22 protein-coding genes are annotated in these 25,733 nt (G+C 68.9%); 7 read left to right on the plus strand and 15 right to left on the minus strand.

What is annotated here, in order from left to right; all coding sequences use genetic code 11:
* Nucleotides 1-2: 2 nt before the first annotated feature.
* From ACQ1W9_RS16705 to guaB, 4 genes are all read right to left on the minus strand, one after another.
* On the minus strand, nt 3-755 hold the full coding sequence (locus ACQ1W9_RS16705; RefSeq protein ID WP_431024364.1) for an ion transporter: 753 nt from the start codon (nt 753-755) through the stop codon (nt 3-5).
* A 273-nt stretch (nt 756-1,028) separates the two neighbouring features.
* Nucleotides 1,029-1,904, minus strand: coding sequence for a putative RNA methyltransferase (locus ACQ1W9_RS16710; RefSeq protein WP_431024365.1), 876 nt, complete (start codon nt 1,902-1,904; stop codon nt 1,029-1,031).
* Between the two features lie 102 nt (nt 1,905-2,006).
* Nucleotides 2,007-3,584: a glutamine-hydrolyzing GMP synthase gene (gene guaA, locus ACQ1W9_RS16715; RefSeq protein ID WP_431024366.1), complete on the minus strand. Its 1,578-nt coding sequence runs from the start codon at nt 3,582-3,584 to the stop codon at nt 2,007-2,009.
* Nucleotides 3,585-3,685: 101 nt separating this feature from the next.
* Nucleotides 3,686-5,155, minus strand: a complete 1,470-nt coding sequence (guaB, locus tag ACQ1W9_RS16720) for an IMP dehydrogenase (protein ID WP_431024367.1) — start codon at nt 5,153-5,155, stop codon at nt 3,686-3,688.
* A gap of 212 nt (nt 5,156-5,367) precedes the next feature.
* Between guaB and ACQ1W9_RS16725 the strand changes: the two genes are divergently transcribed.
* The 3 genes from ACQ1W9_RS16725 (at nt 5,368) to ACQ1W9_RS16735 (ending at nt 8,347) form a co-directional block, all read left to right on the plus strand.
* A complete protein-coding gene (locus ACQ1W9_RS16725; protein ID WP_431024368.1) occupies nt 5,368-5,919 on the plus strand; it encodes a PRC-barrel domain-containing protein in 552 nt (183 codons plus the stop codon).
* Nucleotides 5,920-6,206: 287 nt separating this feature from the next.
* Nucleotides 6,207-7,565: an exodeoxyribonuclease VII large subunit gene (xseA, locus tag ACQ1W9_RS16730; RefSeq protein WP_431024369.1), complete on the plus strand. Its 1,359-nt coding sequence runs from the start codon at nt 6,207-6,209 to the stop codon at nt 7,563-7,565.
* 128 nt (nt 7,566-7,693) lie between these two features.
* Nucleotides 7,694-8,347, plus strand: coding sequence for a peroxiredoxin (locus ACQ1W9_RS16735; RefSeq protein ID WP_431024370.1), 654 nt, complete (start codon nt 7,694-7,696; stop codon nt 8,345-8,347).
* A gap of 31 nt (nt 8,348-8,378) precedes the next feature.
* Here ACQ1W9_RS16735 and glrR read toward each other — a convergent pair whose 3' ends face one another.
* From glrR to ACQ1W9_RS16765, 6 genes are all read right to left on the minus strand, one after another.
* Entirely contained in the window at nt 8,379-9,731 is a 1,353-nt protein-coding gene (glrR, locus tag ACQ1W9_RS16740) for a two-component system response regulator GlrR (RefSeq protein WP_346062732.1), read from the minus strand.
* A 19-nt stretch (nt 9,732-9,750) separates the two neighbouring features.
* Entirely contained in the window at nt 9,751-10,287 is a 537-nt protein-coding gene (locus tag ACQ1W9_RS16745; protein WP_431024371.1) for a hypothetical protein, read from the minus strand.
* A gap of 3 nt (nt 10,288-10,290) precedes the next feature.
* Nucleotides 10,291-11,799 (minus strand): sensor histidine kinase, encoded by a 1,509-nt coding sequence (locus ACQ1W9_RS16750; protein WP_431024372.1) that lies wholly within the window; start codon nt 11,797-11,799, stop codon nt 10,291-10,293.
* Between the two features lie 1,262 nt (nt 11,800-13,061).
* Nucleotides 13,062-14,372 (minus strand): amino-acid N-acetyltransferase, encoded by a 1,311-nt coding sequence (gene argA / locus ACQ1W9_RS16755; RefSeq protein ID WP_346062735.1) that lies wholly within the window; start codon nt 14,370-14,372, stop codon nt 13,062-13,064.
* A 125-nt stretch (nt 14,373-14,497) separates the two neighbouring features.
* A complete protein-coding gene (locus ACQ1W9_RS16760) occupies nt 14,498-15,763 on the minus strand; it encodes an inorganic phosphate transporter (RefSeq protein ID WP_431024373.1) in 1,266 nt (421 codons plus the stop codon).
* Nucleotides 15,764-15,859: 96 nt separating this feature from the next.
* Nucleotides 15,860-16,540, minus strand: a complete 681-nt coding sequence (locus ACQ1W9_RS16765; protein WP_431024374.1) for a TIGR00153 family protein — start codon at nt 16,538-16,540, stop codon at nt 15,860-15,862.
* A gap of 96 nt (nt 16,541-16,636) precedes the next feature.
* Between ACQ1W9_RS16765 and ACQ1W9_RS16770 the strand changes: the two genes are divergently transcribed.
* A complete protein-coding gene (locus tag ACQ1W9_RS16770; RefSeq protein WP_431024375.1) occupies nt 16,637-17,488 on the plus strand; it encodes a CYTH domain-containing protein in 852 nt (283 codons plus the stop codon).
* Between the two features lie 28 nt (nt 17,489-17,516).
* Nucleotides 17,517-18,413: an ion transporter gene (locus ACQ1W9_RS16775; RefSeq protein ID WP_431024376.1), complete on the plus strand. Its 897-nt coding sequence runs from the start codon at nt 17,517-17,519 to the stop codon at nt 18,411-18,413.
* A 48-nt stretch (nt 18,414-18,461) separates the two neighbouring features.
* Here the strand turns inward: ACQ1W9_RS16775 and ACQ1W9_RS16780 are convergent, their stop codons facing one another.
* The 3 genes from ACQ1W9_RS16780 to ACQ1W9_RS16790 form a co-directional block, all read right to left on the minus strand.
* Nucleotides 18,462-19,244, minus strand: coding sequence for a 5'-nucleotidase, lipoprotein e(P4) family (locus ACQ1W9_RS16780; protein WP_431024377.1), 783 nt, complete (start codon nt 19,242-19,244; stop codon nt 18,462-18,464).
* Nucleotides 19,245-19,469: 225 nt separating this feature from the next.
* On the minus strand, nt 19,470-20,090 hold the full coding sequence (locus tag ACQ1W9_RS16785; RefSeq protein WP_431024378.1) for an L-threonylcarbamoyladenylate synthase: 621 nt from the start codon (nt 20,088-20,090) through the stop codon (nt 19,470-19,472).
* 91 nt (nt 20,091-20,181) lie between these two features.
* Complete coding sequence (locus tag ACQ1W9_RS16790; protein WP_431024379.1) at nt 20,182-21,075, minus strand: PHP domain-containing protein; 894 nt, start codon at nt 21,073-21,075, stop codon at nt 20,182-20,184.
* 128 nt (nt 21,076-21,203) lie between these two features.
* Here ACQ1W9_RS16790 and ACQ1W9_RS16795 point away from each other — a divergent pair, with 128 nt between their 5' ends.
* A complete protein-coding gene (locus tag ACQ1W9_RS16795; protein WP_431024380.1) occupies nt 21,204-21,503 on the plus strand; it encodes a YciI family protein in 300 nt (99 codons plus the stop codon).
* Nucleotides 21,504-21,772: 269 nt separating this feature from the next.
* Nucleotides 21,773-23,782, plus strand: coding sequence for a bifunctional tRNA (5-methylaminomethyl-2-thiouridine)(34)-methyltransferase MnmD/FAD-dependent 5-carboxymethylaminomethyl-2-thiouridine(34) oxidoreductase MnmC (gene mnmC / locus ACQ1W9_RS16800; protein ID WP_431024381.1), 2,010 nt, complete (start codon nt 21,773-21,775; stop codon nt 23,780-23,782).
* Here mnmC and yddG read toward each other — a convergent pair.
* Both yddG and ACQ1W9_RS16810 read right to left on the minus strand, forming a co-directional pair.
* Nucleotides 23,779-24,705: an aromatic amino acid exporter YddG gene (yddG, locus tag ACQ1W9_RS16805; protein ID WP_431024382.1), complete on the minus strand. Its 927-nt coding sequence runs from the start codon at nt 24,703-24,705 to the stop codon at nt 23,779-23,781. The genes mnmC and yddG overlap by 4 nt on opposite strands.
* 311 nt (nt 24,706-25,016) lie before the next feature.
* Nucleotides 25,017-25,706: an AraC family transcriptional regulator gene (locus ACQ1W9_RS16810; RefSeq protein WP_431024383.1), complete on the minus strand. Its 690-nt coding sequence runs from the start codon at nt 25,704-25,706 to the stop codon at nt 25,017-25,019.
* Nucleotides 25,707-25,733: the final 27 nt, after the last annotated feature.

Here is a 25,733-nt window from a genome sequence, read left to right on the forward strand (position 1 = left end):
CCTTATTGTTCTTTCTTATTCTGGAAGGCGTCGCTGAAGGCGGCGGCCAGGATACCGGTGGGCATGGCAATAATGCCGATGCCCGCGACGGCGGTAAGGCCGGCGAAGAATTTGCCCAGGGCGGTGATGGGTGTCACATCACCATAGCCCACGGTGGTCAGCGTCGCGATGCTCCACCACAGCGCCCGGGGCACGCTGCCGAAGGCCTCCGGCTGATCGGCGGCCTCCACGGCATAGAGGCAGGCGGAGGAGAACAGCAGCAGTAGGCCGGCCACGCCGATACTGAGCAGCAGCTCGTGGATTCGGGCGCTCAGGGCCTCGGCCAGGGCCGACCAGGCCCGGCTGAAGCGCCCCAGCCGCGACAGGCGCAGCAGCCGCAGCACCCGGAAGATGCGCAGCAGGAAGGCGTTGTTCTGGGCGAGGAAACCGAGGAAGAAGGGCAGGATGGCGATCAGGTCGATCAGCGCCCAGACGGTGACGAGATAGCGCAGCCGCCCGCCGATACCGCGATAGCGGGGATCCTCACCGGCGGCATAGACGCGGGCCAGGTACTCGACGGCGAAGAGCGTGACGAAGATGACTTCGATGCCGCGAAAGATGCCGGGGGCCAGGCGGCGAATGGTGGGCTCGGTCTCCACCACCGCCACCAGGGAGGCCAGCAGGATCAAGGCACAGACGACCTTGTTGACGGGCGATAGGCCCACCTCCCGCCAGGCTTGGGGCGAGAGCTGGCGATGCAGCGCTCGCCTAAGCATATCGTGACGCCCCCTTACCCCTCGGCTCCCGGGGCGGCCAGGCTACCGCCCTGCCCTGCATTCCTCGATGGCCCTGCATGCCACCTCCCTGCGACAGTTCCATAGGTGTTGTTATCGGCCGACGTCTCAATGACCTTAGGACATTAAAGCCCAGCCCAGCGTGGGAACGCAAAGCGCCCGCCAAATGGCGGGCGCTTTGCGTCCTGGAGGGGCGTGTCGCCAGGCGGCGATCAGGCACCGAGGAGGCCGTCCCGAGTCCGTCGATAATGGGCCCTACCCCGCGGGATGGTAGACCCACTGCGTCAGCCGCACGTCCAGGGTCACGGTCAGCGACTCCAGCGCCGCCGCCCGCTCCCGGCCTTCGGCCTTGGCGCGATGGAGATGCGGCGTCATGGCCAGCAGGTCGGCGATCGGCCCGGCGCCATCGAGGTAAATGGTATCGCGCAGCGTCTCCCGGGAGAGGGGCGCGAAGCCTTGCGGCGGCGTGCCATTATCGGCCCGCGGCGGCTTGAGGCTGGGGTAGATGATCTCGCGCAGCTCGCGCAGGTGGTCGGGGCCGGCATCGACCCGCAGCAGCACGCCGCCCGGTTTCAGCACGCGGGCGAACTCAGGGTAGACGGGGAAGCCGAACAGACACAGCACGACGTCCAGGCTGCTCTCCTGCACCGGCAAGTGGGCATTGGTGCCCACCACCCAGGTGGCGGCCTTCTGTTGCTTGGCGGCGGCGAGCACCGCCCACTTGGAGATATCCACTCCCAGCAGGGCCAGCGTCCGGTCGTCGCCGGCCGCCCCATCCTGGGCCTGCTCATGGGCCCTGGCCAGCTCGCGCAGGTAGTAACCCTCGCCGCAGCCGGCATCGAGGCAACGAAGCGTTCCGCCGGCGGGTGCCTGCGCCAGCACGGCCCGGGCGACGGCCTCGGCGATCGGCCGATAGTGGCCGGCCTCGAGGAAACGGCGACGCGCCGCGACCATTTCCTTGCTGTCGCCGGGATCCCGGGAGCGCTTGTGCTGCACCGGCAGCAGGTTGACGTAGCCCTGGCGGGCGATATCGAAGCCATGGCCGGCATCGCAGCGCCAGGCGCCGTCGCCTCGTCGCAACGGCTCGCCGTCCAGCGGACAGGCCAGTGCCCTAAACATGGTCGTCCTCATCTCACCCTCTCTCTTCAACGATGGGCTCGCCGAGGCCGGACAAAAAGGAACCCGCCGAGTGGCGGGTTCCTGTCGACCGGCAGCGTCATGCGACGGCGAGTGTTATTCCCACTCGATGGTCGCGGGGGGCTTGCTGCTGACGTCGTAGGTGACGCGGGAGACGCCGGCGAGCTCGTTGATGATGCGGTTGGAGACCTTCTCCAGCAGCTCGTAGGGCAGGTGGGCCCAGCGGGCGGTCATGAAGTCGATGGTCTCCACGGCGCGCAGGGCGATGACCCACTCGTAGCGGCGGCCGTCGCCGACCACGCCCACGGACTTCACCGGCAGGAAGACGGCGAAGGCCTGGCTGGTCTTGTGGTACCAGCCCGAGTTGTGCAGCTCCTCGATAAAGATGGCGTCGGCCTCGCGCAGGATGTCGGCGTACTCCTTCTTCACCTCGCCGAGGATACGCACGCCCAGGCCCGGCCCCGGGAAGGGGTGGCGGTAGACCATGTCGTAGGGCAGGCCGAGCTCCAGGCCGAGCTTGCGCACCTCGTCCTTGAACAGCTCGCGCAGCGGCTCGACCAGCTTGAGCTTCATGTCTTCCGGCAGGCCACCCACGTTGTGGTGGGACTTGATGACATGGGCCTTGCCGGTCTTGGCGGCGGCGGACTCGATGACGTCGGGGTAGATGGTGCCCTGGGCCAGGAAGTCGACGCCCTCGATCTTGGCGGATTCCGCGTCGAAGATATCGATAAAGGTGTTACCGATGATCTTGCGCTTGGCCTCGGGGTCATTGACGCCGGCCAGCTTGGAGAGGAACTGCTCCTCGGCGTCGACGCGGATCACCTTGACGCCCATATGCTGGGCGAAGGTCTCCATTACCTGGTCGCCCTCGTTCTTGCGCAGCAGGCCGTTGTCGACGAACACGCAGGTCAGCTGGTCGCCGATGGCCTTGTGCAGCAGGGCCGCCACCACCGAGGAGTCGACGCCGCCGGAGAGGCCCAGCAGCACATGGCGGTCGCCCACCTGCTCGCGGACGCGCTGGATCTGGTCCTCGATGATCTGCGCCGGGGTCCAGAGGCGCTCGGCGCCGCAGATCTCCAGCACGAAGTGCTCGAGGATGCGCTGGCCCTGCAGGGTATGGGTCACCTCGGGGTGGAACTGCACCCCAAAGAAGCGCTTCTCCTCCCAGGCCATGGCGGCGATGGGGCAGCTCGGGGTGGAGGCGGTGACGGTGAAGGTGTCGGGCACCCGGGCCACCTTGTCGCCGTGGCTCATCCACACATCGAGCAGGCTCTTGCCGGTGTCGTGGTCGATATGGTCGGAGATATCGCGGAACAGCGCGGTGGTCTCGTCGATACGCACCTGGGCGTAGCCGAACTCGCGCTGGTGGGAGCCTTCCACGGCGCCGCCGAGCTGCTCGGCCATGGTCTGCATGCCGTAGCAGATGCCGAAGACCGGCAGGCCCATCTCGAAGACGCACTGGGGCGCACGGGGGGAGTCGAGCTCGGTGACGGACTCGGGACCGCCGGCGAGGATGATGCCGTTGGGGTTGTACTCGCGGATCTCTTCTTCGGTGATGTCGAAGGCGCGGATCTCGGAGTAGACGCCGATCTCGCGGACCCGGCGGGCGATCAGTTGGGTGTACTGGGAGCCGAAGTCGAGGATCAGGATCTTGTGGGCGTGAATGTCGGTCATCTGGCCTTTCCTTTGAGAAGCAACGGTACCGTAAAAGCGAAAGCTGGAAGCGGCATCTTGCCCGCTTCCAGCTTCAAGCTTCCGGCTTCAAGCTTGCAGGCTTAGCTCGCCCGGTAGTTGGGGGCTTCCTTGGTGATCTGCACGTCGTGGACGTGGGACTCGGCGAAGCCGGCACCGGTGATCTGCACGAACTCGGGCTTGGTGCGCATCTCCTGGATGGAGGTGCAGCCGGTGTAGCCCATGGAGGCGCGCAGGCCACCCATCAGTTGGTGGACGATGGCGCTCATCACGCCCTTGTAGGGCACCCGGCCCTCGATGCCTTCCGGCACCAGCTTCTCGGCGCCGGCGTCCTTGTCCTGGAAGTAGCGGTCGGCGCTGCCCTGGCTCTGGGCCATGGCGCCCATGGAGCCCATGCCGCGGTAGGCCTTGTAGGTGCGGCCCTGGTAGAGCTCCACCTCGCCGGGGGCCTCCTCGGTGCCGGCCAGCAGGCCGCCGATCATCACGCAGCTGGCGCCGGCGGCGACGGCCTTGGCCAGGTCGCCGGAGAAGCGCACGCCGCCGTCGGCGATCAGCGGGATGTCATAGGGCTCGAGGGCGGCGGAGACGTTGGCCACGGCGCTGATCTGCGGCACGCCCACGCCGGCGACGATGCGGGTGGTGCAGATGGAGCCCGGGCCGATGCCCACCTTGACGCCATCGGCACCGGCCTCGGCCAGGGCCTTGGCGGCCGCGGCGGTGGCGATATTACCGCCGATCACCTGCACCTGGGGGAAGTTGGCCTTGACCCAGGCGACGCGGTCGATGACGCCCTTGGAGTGGCCGTGGGCGGTGTCCACCACGATGACGTCGACGCCGGCGTCCACCAGAGCGGCGACCCGGTCCGGGGTCTCGGGGCCGGTGCCCACGGCGGCACCCACCAGCAGGCGGCCGTCGCTGTCCTTGGCGGCCATGGGGTAGGTCCGCGCCTTCTCGATATCCCGCACGGTGACCAGGCCCTGCAGGTGGAACTGGTCATCGACGATCAGGATCTTCTCGATGCGGCTTTCCTGCAGCTTGGCCTTGATCTCCTCCAGGGGGGTCCCCACCGGCACGGTGACCAGCTTCTCCTTGGGCGTCATGATGCCCGCCACGGTATCGCTGTAGTCCGGCTGGAAGCGCATGTCGCGGCCGGTGACGATGCCCACCAGGGTCTCGCCCTCCACCACCGGGAAGCCGGAGTAGCCATATTCGTCGGCCATGGCCAGCAGGTCTTCCAGCTTGGCCTTGGGGCTGACGGTGACGGGATCCTTGACGATCACGCTCTCGTGCTTCTTGACCTTGCGCACCTCGGCGGCCTGGCCGGCGATGGTCAGGTTCTTGTGGATGATGCCGATGCCACCTTCCTGCGCCATGGCGATGGCCAGGCGAGCTTCGGTGACGGTATCCATGGCGGAGGAAACGAGGGGGATATTGAGTTCGATGTTGCGGGTCAGGCGGGACTTGAGGCTGACATCCTTGGGCAGGACCTCTGAGTAGCCGGGAACGAGTAATACGTCATCGAACGTAAGAGCTTCTTGCGCCATACGTAGCATATCGGCAACACCCAATGTTAAGCAGATGATGAGGGACGGGGCGTGGGGAAATTAATCCGCCATTATAACGCCATGAGCGGGCCCCGTCACGGGGGCCACCGCCGGGTAACAGAGCCAAACAGGACAACACAGGGAATCACTGTCGGATCGGCGCGCCTCGGCTAGGGTAAAGGGGCGTCAGCCAAGTTCCACCCAAGGAAAGGAGTGATTCGATGCGCAAACCGACCCTGTCCCTCGCCATTGCCGCCATGGCCGGCGGCCTGGCCCTGGGCGCCCAGGCCCAATCGACCTACCAGCCCCAGGGGCTCTACTCCGCCGACGATATTCTCGACGCCGGCGTCTACCTGACCGGCAACCCCGACGAGCGGGTCGGCGAGGTCGAGGACATCCTCTTCGACGAGGCGATGCAGATCACCGCCCTGGTGGTCGAGAGCGGCAACGCCCTGGGCCTCGGCGGTCGCGAATTCATCGTCGAGTCCGGCCGTTTCACCCTGATTACCGACCTCGAGAACGACGGCGATGCCGAGCACCGGGTGATGCTCGAGGCCAGCGCCGAGGAGGTCGAGGGCTACCCGACCTATAACGACGCCTGGTGGGCGCAGGCCCGGGAGCGCTCCCGCGAGGCCTGGATGCGGACCCAGGAAGGCGCCGAAAGCGCCTGGCAGGCGACCCAGGAGGGCGCCGAGCGGGCCTGGGAGACCACCCGCGAGAATGCCCGGCAGGCCTGGGAGGCGGCCCGGGATGCGGTCACCCCCGACGAGTAAGCCCGCCTAAGGCGGCTTTTCAGGTGTGAAATGTACTGCCTAAATGCACTGCCTTAAGCAGAGCCATCGCAGTTGGAATGGCTGAGGGGCGCTGGGGGTAGGATGGAGCGGGGTTTTTTGCCATGGATGGCAAAAGTAGCGCCCAGGGAGGGGTTCACAGCGCCCCGCGACGGCCTGCCCCCAGGGTAGCCCCGGGCCACAAAGCCAGCCCTGCCGCGTTCGGGGGACGCTGCGCTCCGCGGCCCATGGCATGCTAGGCTGGGCGCCTTAGCCCGAGGAGCCCCGCCATGTCCGACACCCCCGCCCCGCTTTCCGTCAGCCAGCTCAACCGCCAGGCCCGCCTGCTGCTGGAGCGCGACTTCGGCGACTGCTGGGTGGAGGGCGAACTCTCCGGGGTGTCGCGGCCGGCCTCGGGGCATGTCTACTTCACCCTCAAGGATGCCGAGGCGCAGCTGCGCTGCGCGCTGTTTCGCACCCGGGCACGCTTCGTGGCGGCGCCGATGCGCGACGGCGACCGGGTCAAGGTACGCGGCCGGCTGTCGATCTTCGAGCCCCGCGGCGACTACCAGCTGATCGTCGAGGCGGTGCAGGCCAGCGGCGAGGGCGAGCTGCTGGCGGCCTACCAGCGCCTCAAGACCCAACTGGAGGCGGAGGGCGTCTTCGCCAATGCCCGCCCCCTGCCCTACCCGCCCCGCCACCTGCTGATCCTCAGCTCGCCCAGCGGCGCGGCGATCCGCGATGTGCTGGCGGTGCTGGCGGCGCGCTGGCCCCTGGCCCGCCCCACCCTGATCCCGGTACCGGTGCAGGGCCGCGAGGCGGCCCCGAGCCTGATCCGCGCCCTGGCCCTGCTCAATCGCCAGGCCAACCTGGACCCGGCCCGGGACGCCGTCCTGATCACCCGCGGCGGCGGCAGCCTGGAGGACCTCTGGGCCTTCAACGACGAGCACCTGGCGCGGGCCATCTTCCATTCGCGGCTGCCGGTGATGTCGGCGGTGGGCCACGAGGTGGACCTGACCCTGGCCGACTTCGCCGCCGACGTCCGCGCCCCCACGCCCTCCGCCGCCGCCGAGCAACTGGTGCCGGACCAGGCCGACCTGCGCCGTCGCCTGGGCCAGTGGGAGGCACGCCTGGTGCGCGCCCAGCGCGCCCGCCTCGACCGCGAGGGCCAGCGCCTCGATCACCTGCGTGCCCGGCTGCGCCACCCCGGCGAGCGGCTGGCGACCCAGCGCCAGGCCCTCGAGCAGCTGCGCGCGCGGCTGCACCGCGCCATGCAGCTGCGCCTGGAGAACGAGCGCCGCCGCGAGGGGCAACTGGCCCGCCGCCTGGCCGCCCATCCGCCCCACCGCCAGCTGCGCCAGGCCCGGGAGCGCCTGGAGGCCGCCCGGCGCCGCCTGGGCACGGCCATGCCCCGGGAGCTGGCCCGGCATCGCGAACGCTTCGGTGGGGTGGTGAGGGAGCTGCAGGCGGTGAGCCCGCTGGCGGTGCTGGGGCGCGGCTATGCGATCCTCGAGGACGAGGCGCAACGGGTGGTGCGTCGCGCCGAGGAGACCCACCCTGGACAGCGGCTCGGTGCCCGCCTCGGCGAGGGACGCCTCGACCTGGAAGTCACCGCCGTTCACCGCGACGAGGCGACCGACACGCCTTGAGACAACGCCGCTGCCGCCCGCCGCTCCGGGTGTGCTAGGGTCTAATTGGCAACCTGCCATTCGCTACCGGCGGCCCCTTCTCCCCTGGCCCGCCGGCTCGCATTCATTCCGCTAGAAGGAACCACACCATGTCACTGCGTATCAATGATGTCGTCCCCGATTTCGAGGCGCAGACCAGCCAGGGGCCGATCCGCTTCCATGACTGGATCGGCGACGGCTGGGCCATCCTCTTCTCTCACCCCAAGGACTTCACGCCGGTGTGCACCACCGAGTTCGGCGCCGTGGCCCAGCTCGACGGGGAGTGGAAGCAGCGCAACACCAAGGTGATCGGCGTCTCCGTGGACGGGGTCGAGGAACATAAGGGCTGGATCGGTGATATCGAGCAGTATGCCGAGTGCCCGGTGGGCTTCCCGATCATCGCCGACAACGACCTCAAGGTCGCCAAGCTGTTCGATATGCTGCCCGCCGAGGCCTACCTGCCCGACGGCCGCACCCCGGCCGACAGCGCCACCGTGCGTACCGTCTTTATCATCGGCCCGGACAAGCAGCTCAAGCTCTCCATGACCTACCCGATGACCGTGGGCCGCAACTTCGCCGAGGTGCTGCGCGCCCTGGATGCCCTCCAGGCCACCACCAGCAAGGGCGTGGCGACCCCGGTCAACTGGACCGTCGGCGAGGACGTGATCATCCCGCCCAGCGTCTCCGATGCCGAGGCCAAGGAAAAATTCGGCGAGTTCGAGACCATCTTCCCCTACCTGCGCAAGACCAAGATGCCCGAGTAGGTCCCGCCCCGACGCCCCACCCGGTGGGGCGTCAGCTCGACTCGGCGCCGGGCTTGAAACGGCTCGGCTCCAGGTCGTGGCGCCCCAGCAGCTTGTAGAAGTCGGTGCGATTGCGCCCGGCGATGCGTGCCGCCTGGGTGACGTTGCCCTCGGTGATCTTCAGCACCTTGATCAGGTAGCTGCGCTCGAAACCGGCGCGGGCGTCGTTGAAGGTGGGCAGGCCATTCTCCTCGGCGGCCAAGGCCTGGGAGACCAGCGCCTCGGGAATGATCGGCGCGCTGCTCAGGGCCACGCACTGCTCCACCACGTTGACCAGCTGACGCACGTTGCCCGGCCAGGCGCAGGAGGCCAGCAGGTTGAGGGCCTCCGGCGAGAAGCCCTTGACGAAGGCCTTGTGGCGGGACGCCACCTTGGCGACCAGGTGCTTGGCCAGCAGCGGCACGTCCTCGGCGCGTTCCTTGAGGGCCGGCAGCTTGAGGTTGACCACGTTGAGGCGGTAGTAGAGATCCTCGCGGAAGTCGCCGTCGGCCATGGCGCGGCTCAGGTCGCGGTGGGTGGCGGAGATGATCCGCACGTCGATGGGCATCGAGACGGTGGAGCCCAGCGGCCGCACCTGGCGCTCCTGCAGGGCGCGCAGCAGCTTGACCTGCAGCGGCAGCGGCATGTCGCCGATCTCGTCGAGGAAGAGGGTGCCGCCGTCGGCGGCCTGGAAGAGGCCCTGGTGCTGACTGACCGCGCCGGTGAAGGCGCCCTTGGCATGACCGAACAACTCGCTCTCCAGCAGCTGCTCCGGCAGGGCGCCGCAGTTGATCGCCACGAACGGCTTGTCGGCCCGCGGGCTGGCCTTGTGGATGGCGCTGGCCAGCAGCTCCTTGCCGGAGCCGGAAGCGCCGGTGACCAGCACGCTGACGTCCGAGGCGGCGACCATCTGCGCCTGCTCGAGGATGCGTTCCATCTCCGGGCTGCGGGTGATGATCTCGGCCCGCCAGCCCTGCTCGCCCTCGCCGCCCCGGGGAGTCTGGGCCAGGGCCTCGTCGATGGCGGCGAACAGCTCGTCGCGATTGACCGGCTTGGTGAGGAAGCTGAAGACCCCCTGGCGGGTGGCGCTCACCGCATCGGGAATCGAGCCGTGGGCGGTGAGGATGATCACCGGCAAGCCGGGCAGGCGCCGCTGCAGTTCCTGGAACAGCGCCAGGCCGTCCATCTCGTCCATGCGCAGGTCGGAGAGCACCAGGTCGGGGCGCGAGGCCTCGACCCGCTCCAGGGCCTCGCGACCGCTGGCCGCCGTGGTGACCCGAAATCCGTGGCTCTCCAGGCGCATGCCCAGGAGTTTCAGCAGGCTGGCGTCGTCGTCCACCAGCAGGATATGCGCGGCTTGCTTCACACTTCGACTCCGGTCGCCGTCATGGAGACGGCTGACGTAGGTTAATGCTCTGCTCGATGGCGGTCAGCGCCTCGAGCTTCTCTTCCAGTTCCAGGCGTTCGGCCTCCAGGGCCTCGCGCTGGCGCTCGCTGCGCGCCAACCGTTCGACCAGCCCACGGCGCCCCTGCAGGTCGTTGCGCCAGTAGCGCAGCAGCGGCTGCAACGGCTCGGGAGCGGCGACGATGGTGGTGTCCTCCAGCAGCGCCGCGGCCCGGTCCCACTGGCGCTCATTCCCCCAGGCCAGCAGGATGGCGCGGGCCAGCCGCGAGCGCTCGTCCTCACTCTCGAGGCGCGCCAGCAGGCCGTCCCGCCACTCGCGATCACCGCGCTGGGAGGCCAGGCCGAAGGCCACCCAGGCGTCCAGCAGGCAGTCGCTCTCCACCAGCAGCGGAATCTCCCGTTCGCAGGACGGCCCCACCGGCGGCGGGGAGGCGAGGCCCTGGGGCGCTTCCGGCAGCCACTGGCATCCGGCCAATAGCGCGGCGCCCACCAGGGTGGCGACAACACGATAGTTCATGACTCAACGGCTCCTTGCGTGCTCCTGCGCCGCCGGGCCCGCCGGTGCAGGGGTCTTCTTCTGTTCTAGGCTGGGAGGCGGCCCCGGCTGCCAGGGCAGGGTCAGGCGAAAGCACACCGGCAGCAGATCATCGCCGATCAACTCCAGGCTGCCCTGCTGCATGCGCGCGCAGTCCACGGCCACCGAGAGGCCGATGCCGGAGCCCTTGAGGGCCCCCTTGCGGCGGGCCCGGCCCTGGTAGAAGGGCTCGAAGAGTCGGGCCCGGTCCGTCTCGTCGATCGCCTCGCCGCTGTTGGCCACCTCGAGGACCAGGGTGGCCCCCTCGCGCCGCTGGCGAATCTCCAGGACGCCGCCATCTTCGCCGTAAGCGATGGCATTGGACAACAGATTGTCGAGAATTCGCCCGGTGGCGGTGCGGTCGGCGCACCACTCCAGGGACACCACCGGGGCGCTGACCCGCATGCCCTTGTGGGTCAGCGCCAGCCGGTGCTTGGCCAGCAGTTCCTCGATCAGCGCGGTCATATCGAAGCGCTGGGTGTCCACCTCGCGGTGATGCTGGAGCAGGTTGTAGTCGAGGAGCTGTTCGATCAGCCGCTGCAGCTCCTCGCCGCTGGCATCGATCAGTTCGAGGATCTCCCGCTGACGCGGGTCGAGGCGCCCGGCCACCCCGTCGCAGAGCAGCGCCGTGCCCTCCCGCACGCTGGCCAGGGGGGTCTTGAGCTCGTGGGACATATGGCGCAGGAACTGCTGCTTCTGGGCCTCCACCTCGCCGAGACGCGCCGACAACCAGTCGAGGCGTTCCCCCAGTTGTACCAGCTCCGCCGGTCCCTGGATGGAGTGAGCCACCGGCGCCGTGTGGCTGTCACCGCCGATCCCCAGGATACGCCGTTCCAGCTGGCGAATCGGTCGCATGATCAGCCAGGTAAAGAGCAGCATCAGCGCCAGGCTGGCGGAGACCAGGGCCAGGGTCTGCAGCCAGAGTCGCGCCTGGACATTGTCGGCACGCTCGCGAATCGCGTCGATACGCTCATCGATCTTGCGATTGGTGGCCCGACGCACCGCCTCGGCATGGTTGGCCAGGGCGGCGAAGGCATCCAGGCGCTCGCGCACCTCGGCGCCCCCCACCCCCGGCAGGGAGGCCAACTCCTCGAGCAACGGGAAGAGCGCCTGAATATCCGGGTCGTCCGGCAGCAGGCGTCGCTGGTCGCGCAGCAGCGACTCGAACTCGGCGTGACGCTCGACGAAGATGGCCATCAGGCCGGGATCCTCCACCACCGCATACTGGCGGGCGCTGCGCTCCATCTCCAGCGACAGGGAGGTCAGGGCCCGGGCCCGACGGGTCTCCTCCACCGCCTGGCGGGCGCCGACATCGGCCAGGCGGGTCAACTCGGCCAGCGCCTGGCCGGCCTGGAACATCAGCACACCCAGCGGCAGCATCACCACCAGGAAGGCGAGCAGCACCAGCTGCAATAGGGAACGGGGGCGCCAACGGCGCGACACCTGCGTGGTCATGACCAGGGTTCTATGCCGGAGTAGGGAAGTTGCCATGCATCATACTCACCGAGAATACCAGAGATGCCGCGGAGGCCAGGAAAACGCCCACAAAAAAAGAGGGCCGGCAGAGCCGGCCCAAGGTACGCAGGGAACTGAAGTAACGGCGTATCGATCGAAACCGCCGTTGGGCCCGAGGCCCGAAGTCATCGGCCGCCCATCGAGGGTGACGCCTGACTTCCAGGATAAGCCGCCCATCGGGCGCCTTATCGAGATTCTTCCCCTTAGCGGGGCAGTGCTCGCGGTCATTCGTCCCGCTTGCCCTACCCATTGCCAAAGCCGTGCCAACGAAATAAAAACTCAATAAATACAAATAATTAAGAGTCTACCCTGGCGAGTCGCCGCCGCCGGCCGGCGAAAGCCCTCTGCTTTCAAGCCCTGTTTTGTCTCCTTATGGAGACGCCTTTTCGGAAGAAAAGGAAATATCCTTTATAAATAACATGTTGCTTAGTATGCATTTGGCGACACTGCGAACCGCGTCGTGGTCAATCACCGACAGTCGTCCTTATCTCCCCCTGCCCGGCATAAAAAAATGGGCCGACAGAGTCGGCCCGAGGTACGCAGGGAACTAAAGGGGACGAGCATTGTTGCCTTGCCGCCTGGCCGGGGGCATCGCTACTCGCAGGGCCGAGGCCCGGAAGCCATGTCGCGCATCATCGCCTGCCAGGGGCTAGCTCGACGGGGGCAGTCGCCCGGCTTCATTCCTGGGACGGGCAGGCCTTCCCTGCCCATCGAAATTCGATCCCCCGTAGGGGATGAGGCATCCTTGCCAGAGCATCCTTGCCCTCTAACGGCGCCATTCCATGCCTCGCGGCGGCACCGGTCTCATCGCAACCTGAGTGTCACATCGCATGGAGCAGACGCTGGCCCTGGGCGAGGCGAGCGGCACAGGGAGCGAAATGCTCGCCTTGCCTGGGACCGAAGGAGATGAGCCGTACAATCTCCTTCTCGCTGCTCACCCTAACCATAGCGATTCGCATGCCAGGTTTTAAAAAACCTTTTAAATTCATGTGGTTAAAAATACAAGACAGGAAGTAAGCGGCAGGCGTGGGGCCAGACGGCCCCTAGCAGGCGGGCATAACGTCGCGATTCTCCGACGTCTTTGCAAAGAATCCAAATTAATCTTTTAAAATCAATTATTTAGTAAAATCGTTTTGGCGACACTCCGAAGCGAGGCATCCGGGCGACACGCCCTGGTCCGGATGCCTCGATGATTCGGCCGCCTACAGAGACTTGATCAACACCTTGGAGCGGCGCGCCTGATTGTAGGCCTCGCGCTTCAGGGGCGGCAGGTCCCCCACCGAGGCGAGCTGGAAGCCATGCTCGAAGAACCAGTGGGTGGTGTGGGTGGTCAGGGCGAACAGCGCCGTCAGCCCCAGGCGGCGGGCACGGCGCTCGATCTCCGCCAGCAGCAACTCGCCGCGGGCGCCGCCCCGATAGTCGCCATGCACCGCCACACAGGCCAGCTCGCCCATCTCGGCATCGGCGAAGCAGTGCAGGGCGGCACAGCCGATCACCATGCCGTCGCGATCGATCACCAGGTAGTCGTCGATCTCGTGCTCCAGGCGCTCCCGGGAGCGAGCCACCAGCATGCCGCGATGCTCCAGGGGCTCCAGCAGCTCCAGCAGCCCCCCCACATCGGCCAGCTCGGCGGCACGCAACTGCTCGTAACGGTGCTGGGTGATCATGGTACCCACGCCGTCGCGGGTGAAGAGCTCGCCCAACAGGGCGTCGTGATCCAGCCAGGAGAGCAGGTGGGTGCGAGCCACGCCATGGCGGGCGGCCTCGCAGGCCGCGCCCAGGTGACGGGCCAGCTCGCTGCCGGGGGCGGCGCGCTCCATAAGCGGCGTCGCCTCGGCGGGGGTCAGCTGCCGCTGCAGCCGGCCGCTGGCGTCATGCAGCCCCGCCGCCTCGCCCAGCAGGATCAGCTTGTCGGCGCCCAGCGCCACCGCGGTCTGCTGGGCCACCTCGGCGGCGTCCAGGTCGAACACCTCGCCGGTGCTGGAGAAGCCCAGGGGCGGCAGCACCACCAGGGAGCCCTGGTCGAGCAGGCCCTGGATGGCCGAGGCCCGCACCCGCCGCACCTCGCCGCTGCGGTGGTAGTCGATGCCCTCGCGCACCCCCAGCGGCTTGGCCATCACCAGATTGCCGGAGACGGCGGTCAGCTCGACGCCATGCAGGGGGGTGTTGGGCAGGCCCAGGGAGAGGCGCGCCTCCAGCCACAGCCGCTGCTCGGCGGCGATGCGCTCGACCCGGGCCATGATGGCGTCGTCGGCGACCCAGCGCCCCTCGTGCCGGCGCGGCGCGATGCCCTCCGCCTGCAGGACCGCCTGCACCTGGGGGCGGATGCCATAGATCACCACCAGGCGCACGCCCAGGGTGTGCAGCAGGGCCAGGTCCTGGATCAGTTGCTCGCCTCGGCCCTCGGCCATGGCCTCGCCCTCGATCAGGATGACGAAGGTGCGGCCGCGATGGGCATTGATATAGGGGGACGAGTTACGGAACCAGTCGACGAAGGGAAAGCGCGTATTCAAGGGCCGCACTCCGGCAGCAGGTGAACGAAGGAAGTGAGCTTCGACTATAGCAAGCCAATGAAAACGGCGGCACCCTTGGGCGCCGCCGCGATGCTTAACGGGACCTGGAAGAGATCGGGTCGCCGCTAGCCAAATATCCCCTTGAGCGTAAAGAAGAAGAGGATCGCCAGGCCGGCACCGGCGGGCAGGGTGATCAACCAGGACATGGCGATGGTGCTGATCACTCGCAGGTTCAGCGCCGACATGCCGCGGGCCAGGCCCACGCCCAGCACCGCGCCCACCAGGGTATGGGTGGTGGAGATCGGCAGGCCGGTGCCCGAAGCCAGCACCACGGTGGTGGCGGCGGCCAGGGTGGCGGCGAAGCCGCGGCTGGGGGTCAGCTCGGTGATCCCGGTGCCCACGGTGGCGATCACCTTGCGGCCATAGGTCACCAGGCCCACCACGATGCCGCCGCCGCCCAGCACCAGCACCCACCAGGGCACCAGGGCGGCGCCTTCGACGGCACCACCGCTGCGCACCACGCTGATGATCGCCGCCAGCGGCCCCACCGCATTGGCCACGTCGTTGGAGCCGTGGGCGAAGGCCATGGCGCAGGCGGTGAACAGCATCAGCACGCCGAAGACCCGTTCCACGCCGCCATAGCCGAAGGCATCGCCGGCGCTCTTCTGGTAGTCGACGCGACGCTCCAGCAGGACGCCGATGCCCGTGATGATCAGGCCGATCACCACCGACAGCAGGAAGCTCTGGGTATAGGAGAAATCGAGACCGATGTGCTTGAGGCCCTTGACCATGGTCACCATGGCCACCACGAAGCCCACCAGGAAGACATACATGGGCACGTAGCGCTTGGCGGCGGCGAAGGGGTCGCGGGCCTCGAAGATCAGGTGCTGTACCGTCTTGAACAGGCCGAAGGCGATGGAGCCGGCCAGCAGCGGCGACACCACCCAACTGGCGGCGATCTTGCCGACCGCGCCCCAGTCCACGGTGGCCGCGCCCAGCCCCGCCACCGCGAAACCGACGATGGCACCGACGATGGAGTGGGTGGTGGAGACCGGCCAGCCCCGCATGGAGGCGATCAGCAGCCAGGTGGCCGCGGCCAGCAGCGCCGCCAGCATGCCGTAGACCAGCAGCTCCGGCGTGTCGGTGAGCAGCGCCGGGTCGATGATGCCCTTGCGGACGGTATCGGTGACCTCGCCGCCGGCCAGCCAGGCGCCGAGGAACTCGAAGATCACGGCGATGATGATCGCCTGCTTGATGGTGATGGCCCGGGAGCCCACCGAGGTGCCCATGGCGTTGGCCACGTCATTGGCCCCCACCCCCCAGGCCATGAAGAAGCCGAAGAGACAGGCCAGGATAATGAAGATTTCGCCGTGCTGCGCAATGATCGACATAGGGACTTGGATCCTATGTAGGTGTCAGGAGGATGCGAGTGGCCCGCGGCGGGGTCACCCCGCGAACCGGAGCCGGGCGGCGCGCTGGCGCCGGCCTCAGCGGGCGGTAAGGATCTGCAGGCGGCTACCGACCCGTTCGGCGCGGTCGGAGAGTTCGCCGATCCAGTCGATGATCTGGTAGAGGAACATCACGTCCACCGGCGGCAGGTCGCCCTCCAGGCCGAAGAGCTGGCGGCGGATCGCCACCTGCTGGCTGTCGGCCTGATGCTCCAGGGTGTGCAGCTCGCGGATCAGGTTCTGCATCACGTCGGAGACGTTGCGGCCGAAGCCGGATTCCAGCAGGTCCTTGAGTTCCTCCAGCGCCTTGCGGGCCTGGGTCACGGCGGCCACCGAGGTCTGCAGGTAGTCGCGCATGGGGCCGGCCAGGGCCTCGGGCACCTGCATCTGGCGGCCCAGCATGATGCCGGTGATATCCCGCGCCTTGTTGGCGATCTTGTCCTGGACGCTGATCAGGTCGAGCAGATCGGAACGGGAGACCGGCAGGAACATGGTATTGGGCAGGTTGAGGCGCAGCTCGGTCTTGAGCTCGTCGGCCTCGTGCTCCAGGCGGGTGATCGCCTCGCGATGGCGGGCCGCCGTGGTCCAGTCGCCGGTAAGGGTCGCCTCGAAGAAGGGCAGCAGCTCGTTCGCGGCTTCGCTGGCCTTGACGATATGCGCCAGCAGCGGCTGGAATGGCGAACGGCCAAACATCGCGGAGAAGGGGTTGGGAGTCACCATAGGAAATGTCGCACTTGGGAAGTTGGCGGCGACAGTATAGTGACTGCACCCGCTAGCGTCATAAAAAATTCACCCTTTCATCACACAGGAAGCCCCATGCCCCAAGAGATCGAGCTCAAGCTCGCCCTGGCCGAAGATGGCCCCGACCGCCTGTCGGCCCAGCCGCTATTGAGCCACTCCCCCGAGCGTCTGGCCCTGGCCAACACCTACTTCGATACCCCCCGGGGGGAGCTGGAAGCCGCACGCATGGCGCTACGCCTGAGGCGCACCGACGCCGGCTGGGTGCAGACCCTGAAGACCGCCGGCCAGAGCCACGGCGGCCTGTCGCGGCGCGGCGAGTGGGAGTGGCCGGTGGCCGGTGACAGCCTGGACCTGACCCGCCTGGCCACCCTGCCGCCCATGGCGGCGTTACCGGTGGACCTGCTGGAACGCCTGGCGCCGCGTTTCACCACCGACTTCCGGCGTCGCCGCTGGCTGCTCGACTGGCAGGGCAGCCGCATCGAGCTGGCCCTGGACGAGGGGGAGGTCCGCGCCGGGGAGCGGCGGGCGGCGATTCGCGAACTGGAACTGGAGCTCAAGGAGGGCGACCCCGCCGCCCTCTGGCAACTGGCCGAGCGGCTCGCCGAGTCGGTGCCGCTGCGCCCCGCCAATGCCAGCAAGGCGGCCCGGGGCGCGGCCCTGCTGGCCGGCCGGTGGGCCTTGCCGGAGGGCGGCGAGGCCCTCGCCCTGGAGGCCCGCGCCCTCGCCGCCCTGGATGCCCTGGACGACAGCGGTGACGCGGCCTTCCTCGCCGAGGCCCAGCGCGCCTATGCCCGACTGGCGGCCCTGGACACCGCCGACGCCCCCACCCAGCGCCTGGCCCGACGGCTCGCCCAGGCGCTGGATAACGACTGGACGACGGACGCCGGGCGCGATGCCCTGGCCCTGGCCCGCCACCTGCATGGCTGAGGCCGATGCCCGTGATCAGGAGGATCCCATGAGCGATCACTTCAAGCCCGCCGCCGAAGGCCTGCGCACCCGCGTCTTCCAGGTGATCTTCGAGTCCGACACGCCCCTGGCCAAGGGCTTCGATATCGCCCTGATCGGGGTGATCCTGGCCAGCGTGCTGGTGGTGATGCTGGACAGCGTGAGCGCCTACCGGGCCGAGTACGGCGCCCTCTTCTACTGGCTGGAGTGGGGCTTCACCCTGGCCTTCACCCTGGAGCTGGCGGTGCGCCTCTACTGCCTGGAGCGACCCTGGCAGTACCTGAGGAGTTTCTACGGGGTGATCGATGTCCTGGCGATCCTGCCCACCTGGCTGGTGCTGCTGGTTCCCGGGGCCCAGTCCCTGGTGGTGATCCGCCTGCTGCGGGTGCTGCGGGTCTTCCGGGTGCTGCGCCTGATGCAGTTCGTCGGCGAGGGTCGCCTGCTGGTGGAGGCCCTCAGGCGCAGCAGCCACCAGATCTTCCTGTTCCTGTTCGGCGTCTTCATGCTGGTGACCATCTTCGCCTCCCTGATCTACCTGATCGAGCCGGAAGAGGCGGGCTTCAGCAGCATTCCCACCGCCATCTACTGGGCCATCGTCACCCTGACCACCGTGGGCTACGGGGATATCGTGCCGGTCACCCCCCTGGGCCAGGCGATCTCGGTGATGGTGATGCTCACCGGCTACTCGATCATCGCCGTGCCCACCGGGGTCTTCTCCGCGGAGGTGATCCGCTCGATCCGCGCCGACCGCTACTCCGAGGAGGCCTGCCCCGGCTGCGGCCACGACCGCCACGAGAAGGGTGCCAAATACTGCCTGAAGTGCGGCACCTGGCTCGACGAGGAGACCCCGGATCCCCGGGAGAAGCGCGACGACGGTGCCTCCAACGACAAGGAGGCGCCCGCCTGAGCGGACGCCTCCCTGGCTTGCCCCGACCACGGGGCCTTCGACTCCCGCTTATTCGGTCACGAAAGGTGCGTCCCAGGCCTCCAGCTCGGCATCGTCCCAGGTGCCATAGGTGGCATTGGGGAAGACGATCCAGTCGACGCCGATGCGCTCGGCATTGGCCTCCAGCTCGGCGTGCTGCTCGTCCAGGGGCACGCGGCTGACGAAGGCCTCGGAGAAGTCGTGCAGGGTATCGCCCAGCAGCATCACCAGGGTGTGATGCTCTTCCACCAGGTCACGACGCTCCTGCTTGGGCGGGCCCAGCAGCAGCACGCTGTCGTCGCCGACCTGGGGCAGCCCCAGCCCCTCCAGGGTGGCCAGGGTCGCGGCCTTGTTCTCGTCGTAGCGGTCGGAGACATAGTAGATGGCCACGCCCTGCGCATCGGCATACTCGAGGAAGTCTCCGGCGCCGGGGATCAGCCGCGGCTCGCCCTCACGCTCCCAGTGCTTCCAGGTGTCCCAGCTGGTGTAATCGTGGCAGCGCTGCATATCGCGCACCAGCAGGGCGCCGTTATCGATCACCGTCTCGTCCAGGTCGGTGATGATCGCCAGGTCGGCGTCCTCGCCATGGCGCTCGATGGCCTGCTCCAGGCGCAGGGTGGCCAGGGCATACCCCTGGCGCTGCAGTGCCGCCACTTCGGCGGACTGCTGCTGATAGCGCAGGCCCATGGCATAGGCCTGCTGATCGCAGAGGGTCGCCTCCTCGGCGGGCGCCTCGGCACTGGCGGTGGCGGCGAAGGAGACGGCGGCCAGGCCGGCCAGCAGGGCGGGGAATCGCTTCTTGTTCGGGGTCATGCTTTTCTCCTGTGAGGACCGGCCGGAGCCAATCCATTACACGGCGTTATCGAAGTCGACAAAAACCAGCGTATTTTATTTTTATTGATCATTCAAATTAACTCTAGCCCGCTTTCGCGCCTCTGCCCTCCCCCTTACGCCCCTTGCCATCCTGTTTGCGACGGCCCTAACCACGACGCCCGGCCAAGGGCCGGGCGTGACTCAAGCGGAGAATCGCGGCGAGGATTACTGGAACGACGAGAGCTCGCCGCGCCCTTCGCGGACGATGGTGGGGGGCAGCTCGCGCAGGTCCACCACGCTGGTGGGCTCCAGTTGGCAGGCGCCGCCGTCGATGATCAGGTCGAGCTGATTGGCGTAGCAGTCGCGGATCTCCTCGGCGTCGGTCATCGGCAGTTCCTCCCCCACCGGGATCAGGGTCACGCTCATCAGCGGCTCGCCCAGCGCCTCCAGCAGGGCATGGGTGATGCGATGATCGGGCACCCGCACGCCGATGGAGCGGCGCTTGGGGTGCAGCAGCAGCCGCGGCACCTCGGTGGTGGCCTGGAGAATAAAGGTGTAGGCGCCGGGGGTATGCGCCTTGAGCAGGCGGAAGACGTCGTTGTCCACCTTGGCGTAGGTGCCGATCTCGGAGAGGTCCGAGCAGACCAGGGTGAAGTTGTGCTTGTCGTCCAGCTGGCGCAGGCGCTTGATGCGCTCCACCGCCTTCTTGTCCCCCAGGTGGCAGCCCAGGGCATAGCCGGAGTCGGTGGGGTAGGCGATCACGCCGCCGCGGCGAATGATGTCGATGGCGCCATCGATCAGGCGCTTCTGGGGATTCTCGGGATGGATCTGGAAGAACTGGCTCATGCGGGCTCCTTGCACTGAGTCCGGGAAGGGGTGGCCAGGGCGGTCCTGAAACCGCCCCGGCTCGGGCCTGGGAATCAGCATACGCCGCGGCTCAGGCGGCGGCAAAGCCCGCCAGGCGGGGGTGATGCCAGACCGGCGTCACCGCGACCCGGGGCACCGGGCTCATGCTGCCCGGGGCCAGGGGGCCGCCCGGGGCGTGGAAGTCGCTGCCCACGGAGCCCGACAGCTCCCGCTCGATCAGTTGGCGGGCCAGGTCGCGGGTCTGGTCGGGGTTCTGGAAGCCGCTGACCAGCTCCACCGCCTCACCGCCGGCAGCCCGGAAGGCGTCCAGCAACAGGCCGCGCTTGCGCCGGGTCAGGCCATAGCGCAGCGGGTGGGCCAGCACCGCCACCCCGCCGGCGGCCACCACCCAGGCCACCACCGCGTCGAGGGCGGGCCAGTGGGCCTTGATATCCCCACGCTTGCCGTTGCCCAGGTACTTCTTGAAGGCCGTGCCGATATCCTTGACCAGGCCGTCGGCGACCAGCGCCCGGGCGAAGTCGGGGCGCCCCAGGGGGCGCTCGCTGCCGGCCTGGGCCCGGGCCTTGGCCAAGGCATCCTCGAGGCCGATGGCCTCCAGGCGCCGGGCGATCTCCTCGGCCCGCGCCGCCCGGGCGCGAGCCTGCTCGGCCAGCCCTTCGGCCAAGGGGCCTCGGGCCCCCTCGGGCAGCAGCCCCACCACATGGATGTTGATGCCACTCCACTGGGAGGAGAGCTCGGTGGCGGGCAACAGGCGCAGGCCCAGCTCCCGGGCGGCCTTAGCCGCCTCGGCGACGCCCTCCACGGTGTCGTGGTCGGTCAGCGCCAGGTGCGTCAGGCCACGGGCTCGGCACAGGGCCATCAGCTCGGCGGGAGCCAGGGCCCCATCGGACGCGGTAGAATGCATATGCAGGTCGAGGCCGGTGACCTCGGCCAGGGAATCGGCGAGCGGGGAAGAATCGGTCATCGGCATGACGCCGGCGGGCGTCTTTGTCAAAATAGGGCCTCCATGGTGCGCGCCCCGCCGGCCGCGGTCAACCGCGTGCCGCGCCAGGCCCGCCACCGGTCCGTCGGTTTTCCTGCAAGGATTCACCCATGCTCTACGCCATCATCAGTGAAGATGTGAATAACAGCCTCGAACGCCGCATGGCCGCTCGTCCCGATCACCTGGCTCGCCTGGAGAAACTGCGTGACGAGGGACGCCTGGTGCTGGCCGGCCCCCATCCGGCGGCGGACAGCGACGACCCGGGCGAGGCGGGCTTCAGCGGCAGCCTGGTGGTGGCCGAATTCGAGGATCTCCAGGCCGCCCAGGCCTGGGCGGACGTGGACCCCTATGTGATCGCCGGCGTCTACGCCCAGGTCATCGTCAAGCCCTTCAAGAAGGTGCTGCCCTAAGGAGGCTATTTCGTTAAATAGCTGGCTATTCGCCTCAATCGATCGATAAATTTGACTCGAAATCCGTAATTCTCGTGACGATCGGTCAAGCTCGACAGACTCCTAAGATTCTACCGGCGGTTTTCCACAGCCGGTTTTTGCACAGCGGCTGTGGAAAACTCTGTTAACAGCCCGCGGATGCCTGGCGCCAGCCCAGAGCCGCCCTCGCCTCGGGCGGGCTGGCTACGCTTTGACCACCCTGCGACCCCCTTGCCTGCGAGGCCCGAGCCGTGACGCTGCCCCCCCTGCGCCCCCTGACCCAGGCCAGCCTGGACTGGCGAGCCGATGACACCCTGGCCGCGGCGCCCCACTCGACCCACTTCGACGACGTCTACTTCTCGCGCCATGACGGCCGCGCCGAGACCGAGCATGTGTTTATCGCCGCCAACGACCTGCCGCGGCGCTTCCGGGAGTGGCGGGAGCCGCGCCCCTTCGTGATCGGCGAGACCGGCTTCGGCACCGGCCTCAATATGCTCTGCGCCTGGGCCTGCTTCCGCGCCCAGGCCCCGGCCGGGGCGCGCCTGCACCTGGTCTCCACCGAGCTCTTCCCGCTGCGCCGCGACGACCTGGCCCGAGCCCTGGCGGCCTGGCCCGAGTTCGCCGAGCCGGCGGCGCGGCTGGTCGAACAGTGGCCGGAGCCGCTGCCCGGAGTGCATCGCCTGTGGCTCGACGAGCGGGTGACCCTGGACCTGCACTTCGGCGACAGCGCCGAGGGCCTGTGGCAGCTGGAGGGCCGGGTGGACGCCTGGTTCCTGGATGGCTTCGCCCCGGCCAAGAATCCCGAGATGTGGCACCCGGCGCTGTTCGAGGCCATGGCGGCCCGCTCCCGTCCCGGCGCCAGCTTCGCCACCTTCACCTGCGCCGGGGCGGTCAAGCGCGGCCTCAAGGCGGCGGGCTTCGCCTGGCGCAAGGTGCCCGGCTTCGGCCGCAAGCGGGAGATGCTGGCCGGCGAGATCGAGACGCCACCCCACGACAGCACCCGTCGCCGGACGCCCTGGTTCAGCCCGCCGCCGGCGCGCCCGGCCCGCCGGGTGGCGGTGGTGGGCGCCGGCCTGGCCGGCACCACGGTGGCCGAGGCCCTGGCCCACCGCGGCGTGGCGGTGACCCTGCTCGACCCCGCCGGCATCGCCGCCGGCGCCTCAGGCAACCGCCAGGGGGCCCTCTACGTCAAGCTGGCCGCCGAGACCAACGACCAGAGCCGGGTCTATCTGGCGGGGCTGCTGCATAGTTGCCGCTTCCTGGCCCACCGCGACCCGGACCGGGCCCTGTGGCAACCCAGCGGCGTGGTGCAGCTGGCCAAGGGCGAGCGGGAGGCCCGGCGCCAGGCGCGCTTTCTCGAGCACCATGCGCTGCCGGCCTCGGTGGTGGCGGGCCTCGATGCCGAGACCCTGGCCCGGCGCTGCGGCCTCACCGGCGACCAGGCCCCCGGCTGCGGCGGCCTGGACTACCCGGCGGCGGGCTGGGTGCGGCCCCGGGCCCTCTGCGCGCACCTGGCGGCCACCCCGGGCATCGACTATCGCCCCGCGGCCGTGGAGGCCCTCGCCCCGGAGGGCGAGGGCTGGCGACTGGTTCTCGCCGATGGGGACAGCCTGGCGGTGGATCAGGTCGTCCTGGCCAATGCCCGGGCCGCCAATCGCTTCGCCCAGAGCGCCGCCCTGCCCCTGCAGCCGATCCGCGGCCAGGTCAGCGAGCTGCCCCTGCCCGAGGGGGCCCCGGCGCCGACCCGGGTGATCTGCGCCGGCGGCTACCTGCCACCGCCCCTGGACGGGGTGCTGACCTTCGGCGCCACCTTCGCCCCCCATGACGAAAGCGACGCGGTGCGGGAGGCGGATCACGCCGCCAACCTGGCCGAGCTCGAGGCCACCCTGCCCGGCTATGTGGCGGCGCTGCGCGCGGCCGGCGCCGAGCTGGACGCCTCGCGCCTGGCGGGGCGCGCCGCGGTGCGGGCAGCCAGCCCCGACAAGAGCCCCTATGCCGGCCCCGTACCGGATGCCGAGGCCTGGCGGCGCGACTATGCGCCGCTCAGCAAGGACGCCAAGCGCGTCCCCGAGACGCCGGGACGCCACCATCCGGGGCTATGGATCAGCGCCGCCCACGGCTCCCGGGGCCTGGCCAGCGCGCCGCTGTGCGCCGAGCTGCTGGCCTCGATGCTCTGCGACGAGCCCCTGCCGCTGCCCCGCGACCTGGTGGATCACCTGCATCCGGGGCGGCGGCTGATTCGCGAGCTGATTCGCGGTTAGGAACCCGTCGACTCCTGCCCGGCACCATGGCCCCCCCGTCGCCCCAGCCGGCCGCTGCCGATCAGGGCGCCGCCACAGATCAGCAGGGCGGCGATCAGCAGGGTCGGGCCGGGGGCGGCCAGGCCCGCGGCGATCAACACCAGGGTGGAGAGCAGCGGCGTCGCGTAGGAGAGCAGCCCCAGCAGGCGGACCTGGCCGCGCTTCATGCCCAGGTCCCAGGTGAAGAAGGCACTGCCCACCGGGCCCAGCCCCAGGGCCAGGACGGCCCAGAGGTTGGCGCCCTCGGGCCAGCCGCGGGGCTCCCAGGCCAGGTGACAAAGCAGCGCCAGCAGCGCCGCCCCCAGGCAGTTCCAGGCCACCGCCGCGGTGGGAATCCGCGCCAGCAGCCGCGAGGCCACCGAGTAGCCGCTCCAGATAAAGGCCGCGGCGAAGGCCGCCAGGTAGCCCGGGGCGTACTCCCCCGCCCAGTCGAGACCGTCCGGCCCCACCAGCAGCGCCGCGCCCAGGAAACCGCAGAATCCCCCCAGCAGATGGATGCCACGCAGGCGCTCCCCCGGCAGCAGCCAGCCGGCGAAGATCACGATCAGTAACGGCCAGAGGTAGCTGATCAGGCCGGCATTGGCCGCCGGCGCGTTCTGCTGGGCGACGAAGTAGCAGAGGTGGTAGCCGAACAGGCCGCCGACGCCCAGCAACCAGCCCGCCGGGGGCTGGCGCAGGGCCTCGCCCAGGGCAGCTCCCTCGCCGCGGGCCAGGAACACCAGCAGCGCCAGGCCGCCGGCCAGGCCGAAGCACAAGGCGGTGAGCAGGAAGGGCGGCACCGGGCCGGCCCACTGGGTAAACAGCGCCAGGGTCGCCCAGCTGAGGATGGTGCTGGCGCCCCAGAGGGTGGCGCGGCGCGCCTCGGCGGGGGAAAGGGCCGACATCTCGCTTCTCCATTCGGGAATCAGACGCCCAGTGTGGCCGGAGGCCAGGGCCCTGGCTTGTCGATTTCGGCCATCAAGACCCGCGGCGGAAGTCGCTCGGCGTTATGCCCCGTGGGAGCGCGAATTCCGCGCGATATCGCCCGAAGGGCGATCCTGGCTGCCACCAGGGGCGACTTCGTCGCCCAATCGTTCGGCATAGCCGAACTCCCACGATAGCAAGCCGGAATCACTCATGTCGTGGCTTCACGCTGATCTGCGATGAACCTAAACTGGGCGCCGTCGGCGCAGCCGCCGGCTGTCGATTTCGGCCATCAAGACCCGCGGCGGAAGTCGCTTGGCGTTATGCCACGCCAACGGCGAAAGTGACGGCTAAACTGGGCGCCATCGGCGAAGCCGCAGGCCAGGGCGATCTCGGTGATCGACGCCTCGCCCTCGGCCAGCAGCCGGGCGGCCCGGGCCAGGCGCTGGCGCGTAAGCCACTGCCAGGGGGTCAGGCCGGTCAGCGCGGAGAGGCTGCGCCGCAGCTGGCGTTCGGAGAGTCGCGAGACCTCGGCCAGCCGGGCCAGGTCCCAGGGCGCGGCCGGGTCGGCCTGCACCCGCCGGGTCAGCCGCGCCATATTGAGCCGCGGGCCGCGCCAGGGCGGCGCGGCGCCGAGCCGCGACAGCAGGGCCGCATCGTCCAGTCGCCGGGCCGCCTCGGGCGCCAGGCGCAGGAAGCGGATGCTCGCGAAGAGGGCATCGACGGCCCCCTCGCCGGCCGGCAGGTCCAGCACCCGGCAGCGGTTGTCGGCGTCGAGCCCCAGGTAGTGATGGGTCGCCACGGCGGGAATCAGGCAGACGCCCCCCGGGGCCACGGCGGCGCCACGCCCCTCGATCTCGACGTCCAGGCGGCCGTCGAGGCCCACCAGCAGCTGGTGGTAGTCGTGGGTATCGCTCAGGCAGTCGAGGGGGTAGCTGCGCTCGATGCTGCCGGAACGCCGTGGGGGCTCGTCGAGGGTCATGGCCTCAAGGATGCCGCCGGGAGACGA

It is taken from the genome of Halomonas sp. H5, from assembly GCF_050613175.1.
Classification (GTDB): Bacteria; Pseudomonadota; Gammaproteobacteria; order Pseudomonadales; family Halomonadaceae; genus Bisbaumannia; species Bisbaumannia salifodinae.

What these genes read in the sequence shown, in the direction of transcription:
- ACQ1W9_RS16705 (WP_431024364.1), bottom strand. Translation starts at nt 755, where the DNA reads ATGCTTAGGCGAGCGCTGCATCGCCAGCTCTCGCCCCAAGCCTGGCGG.
- ACQ1W9_RS16710 (WP_431024365.1), bottom strand. Translation starts at nt 1,904, where the DNA reads ATGAGGACGACCATGTTTAGGGCACTGGCCTGTCCGCTGGACGGCGAG.
- guaA (WP_431024366.1), bottom strand. Translation starts at nt 3,584, where the DNA reads ATGACCGACATTCACGCCCACAAGATCCTGATCCTCGACTTCGGCTCC.
- guaB (WP_431024367.1), bottom strand. Translation starts at nt 5,155, where the DNA reads ATGCTACGTATGGCGCAAGAAGCTCTTACGTTCGATGACGTATTACTC.
- ACQ1W9_RS16725 (WP_431024368.1), top strand. Translation starts at nt 5,368, where the DNA reads ATGCGCAAACCGACCCTGTCCCTCGCCATTGCCGCCATGGCCGGCGGC.
- xseA (WP_431024369.1), top strand. Translation starts at nt 6,207, where the DNA reads ATGTCCGACACCCCCGCCCCGCTTTCCGTCAGCCAGCTCAACCGCCAG.
- ACQ1W9_RS16735 (WP_431024370.1), top strand. Translation starts at nt 7,694, where the DNA reads ATGTCACTGCGTATCAATGATGTCGTCCCCGATTTCGAGGCGCAGACC.
- ACQ1W9_RS16745 (WP_431024371.1), bottom strand. Translation starts at nt 10,287, where the DNA reads ATGAACTATCGTGTTGTCGCCACCCTGGTGGGCGCCGCGCTATTGGCC.
- ACQ1W9_RS16750 (WP_431024372.1), bottom strand. Translation starts at nt 11,799, where the DNA reads ATGACCACGCAGGTGTCGCGCCGTTGGCGCCCCCGTTCCCTATTGCAG.
- ACQ1W9_RS16760 (WP_431024373.1), bottom strand. Translation starts at nt 15,763, where the DNA reads ATGTCGATCATTGCGCAGCACGGCGAAATCTTCATTATCCTGGCCTGT.
- ACQ1W9_RS16765 (WP_431024374.1), bottom strand. Translation starts at nt 16,540, where the DNA reads ATGGTGACTCCCAACCCCTTCTCCGCGATGTTTGGCCGTTCGCCATTC.
- ACQ1W9_RS16770 (WP_431024375.1), top strand. Translation starts at nt 16,637, where the DNA reads ATGCCCCAAGAGATCGAGCTCAAGCTCGCCCTGGCCGAAGATGGCCCC.
- ACQ1W9_RS16775 (WP_431024376.1), top strand. Translation starts at nt 17,517, where the DNA reads ATGAGCGATCACTTCAAGCCCGCCGCCGAAGGCCTGCGCACCCGCGTC.
- ACQ1W9_RS16780 (WP_431024377.1), bottom strand. Translation starts at nt 19,244, where the DNA reads ATGACCCCGAACAAGAAGCGATTCCCCGCCCTGCTGGCCGGCCTGGCC.
- ACQ1W9_RS16785 (WP_431024378.1), bottom strand. Translation starts at nt 20,090, where the DNA reads ATGAGCCAGTTCTTCCAGATCCATCCCGAGAATCCCCAGAAGCGCCTG.
- ACQ1W9_RS16790 (WP_431024379.1), bottom strand. Translation starts at nt 21,075, where the DNA reads ATGACCGATTCTTCCCCGCTCGCCGATTCCCTGGCCGAGGTCACCGGC.
- ACQ1W9_RS16795 (WP_431024380.1), top strand. Translation starts at nt 21,204, where the DNA reads ATGCTCTACGCCATCATCAGTGAAGATGTGAATAACAGCCTCGAACGC.
- yddG (WP_431024382.1), bottom strand. Translation starts at nt 24,705, where the DNA reads ATGTCGGCCCTTTCCCCCGCCGAGGCGCGCCGCGCCACCCTCTGGGGC.
- ACQ1W9_RS16810 (WP_431024383.1), bottom strand. Translation starts at nt 25,706, where the DNA reads ATGACCCTCGACGAGCCCCCACGGCGTTCCGGCAGCATCGAGCGCAGC.